Genomic DNA, 2,130 nt, shown 5'->3' with positions numbered 1-2,130 from the left:
TCACCATCCGGGCCGGCGGGCGCAGCTACCACGTGCCGCGGTCGTGGCTCGTCGACGTAGATCCGGCGGCGACCGCGTCGCGAGCGCTCGCCGCGGGCGGATTCGCGTCGCTCGTGCATGCGCAGCGAGTCGCCGTCGAGCCGGCGCTCGCGCCCGTGCGAGATGCGGGGAACGTGCTCGCCCAGATCGCGCGTGCAGGCCGGCGGGCGGTGTCGGCGAGGCTACGGGTCTCGGGTACGCGTGTGCTCACGACGCCGGCGCGTGACGGGCTCGCGCTCGACCGCGCTGCGCTCCTCCGACTTCTCGTCGGACGCGCCCGCGTGGTAGACGCCCCGTTCGCGCGCGTGCGGCCGTCGGTGTCGACTGCGGCGGTGCAGCGTGCGGCGGCGACGGCCGACCGTTTGCTCGCCGCGCCGGTCGCCGTCGACTTCCGCGGGGCACGCCGCGGCCGGCTGACGCAGGCTCAGCTAGGTCGCGCGCTCCGCCTACGCACACTGGGGCACGAAGTCGACGTCACGCTCGACGGCGACCTGCTCGCACGGCTCGTGCGGCCGCGCCTCGGCACGTGGATCGTCCGCGCGCACAACGCCAGGTTCATCGTGGCGGGCGGCCACGTGCACGTCGCACCGTCGCATCCCGGACGAGACGTGGCGCCGCGCCAGCTCGTGGCTGCGGTGACAGACGCCGCACTCGGCGACCATGTAGCGCGAGTCCAGCTTCTCCCGCGGCAGGCGGAGCTCACGACCGCGAAGGCACGCGCGCTCGGCATCACGCAGAAGCTCGTCTCGTACACCACGCAGATGGGCGAGTCGTCGTGGAACCGAATTCACAACGTGCATCTGATGGCCGACTTCATCGACGGGACGATCGTGAAGCCCGGCGAGGTCTTCTCGTTCAACAGGGTCGTCGGCCCCAGGACCGCGGCGCGCGGGTTCCTCGAGGGGCAGATGATCATCGGGTCGCTCGTGCTTCCGTCGATCGGGGGCGGCGTCTGTCAGACCGCGACGACGCTGTTCAACGACGCGTTCGAGCTCGGGCTGCCGATCCGCGAGCGCACGAACCACAATCTGTATCTCGCGCACTACCCGCTGGGACGGGACGCCACCGTGTCGTGGGGAGGCCCGGATCTCAAGTTCGAGAACGACATGAAGCACGGCCTGCTGATCAAGGCGTCGTACACCGATCAGACGTTGACGTTCACTGTGTTCGGGACGCCAGAGGGGCGGCGTGTCGTGTCGCACACCGGGCCGCAGACGAAGTGGACGTCGCCGTCGATGAACTACGCCGTCGACCCGACGGCGCGGCGCGGGTCGGTGCGCGTCGTGGCCGGGACCGGTGAGCAGGGGTTCGACGTGGAGGTCTGGCGGAGGGTCTACGACCGGAACGGGAAGCTGCTGCGCAAGGACGTCTTCAAGTCGCACTACATCCCGGACAGCCCGACGACGGTGTACGGCCCGGGGAGGACGCCGCCGAAGCCGTACATCGTGCTGCCGACGGTGACGTAGGACCTCCGGCGCTAGCGTCCTCGTAGTGTCGGCGTGCGCCTGTTGCTCGCGTTCGTGTCGGTGTGGTTTCCGCTCACCAGCGTGCCGAGCGTCGCGCACGTCGAGTGGAGATGCGGGACGCGTGGTGAGCAGGTCGCGGTTCGGCTGACGCCGCCGGTCGCGACGACCGTCGTGTACTTCGAGGGCCGGCGGCGAACGCTTAACGGGGGCGGGTTCGTCACGCCTTGGCAGCATGGGGTCGTGCGTGTTCGACTCGTGCAGACGACGGAGGCGCGCACGCTCGACGCGACGCTCACGATGTACTTCGACCGGGGCGGTTACTGCGAGCCGTACCTCCCGCCGCCCTTCACGCTCCGCGTTCGGCGCCTGTGAGCGACGCGTGTCCGACGCCGAGAATGCGTCATTGCGCATCTTCCTTGTGCGGTGCCGAAGGGTCGTCCGCGCAGCGGCGCTCGTAGCACGCGAGCACCTGCTCGACCGCTTCGTCGACGTCGTCCGTCATGTGCAGCAGCTCGATGTCGTCGGGCGAGATCATTCCGTCGCTGAGCAGGTCGTTGCGAATCCACTCGATCATCTCGCCCCAGTAGCTCGAATCGAAGAGGACGACGGGAAAGTGCTTGATCTT

General features: G+C 69.4%; 3 protein-coding genes. 2 read left to right on the top strand and 1 reads right to left on the bottom strand.

From position 1 onward, the window contains the following. On the top strand, positions 1 to 1,505 hold a 1,505-nt coding region (locus tag VFC33_15645; GenBank protein ID HZR14672.1), incomplete at its 5' end, for a VanW family protein. Between the two features lie 33 nt (positions 1,506 to 1,538). Then, the gene (locus VFC33_15640; protein HZR14671.1) at positions 1,539 to 1,877 is read left to right on the top strand and encodes a hypothetical protein; all 339 of its coding nucleotides are present in this window, start codon (positions 1,539 to 1,541) and stop codon (positions 1,875 to 1,877) included. A 28-nt stretch (positions 1,878 to 1,905) separates the two neighbouring features. Here the strand turns inward: VFC33_15640 and VFC33_15635 are convergent. Beyond that, a partial coding sequence (locus VFC33_15635) for an LOG family protein (GenBank protein ID HZR14670.1) occupies positions 1,906 to 2,130 on the bottom strand: 225 nt, incomplete at its 5' end.

This window comes from Acidimicrobiia bacterium, from assembly GCA_035651955.1.
Taxonomy (GTDB): Bacteria; Actinomycetota; Acidimicrobiia; order IMCC26256; family JAMXLJ01; genus JAMXLJ01.
The sequence above is the reverse complement of the archived record's forward strand: the minus strand, read 5'-3'. Positions and strand labels throughout refer to the sequence as shown.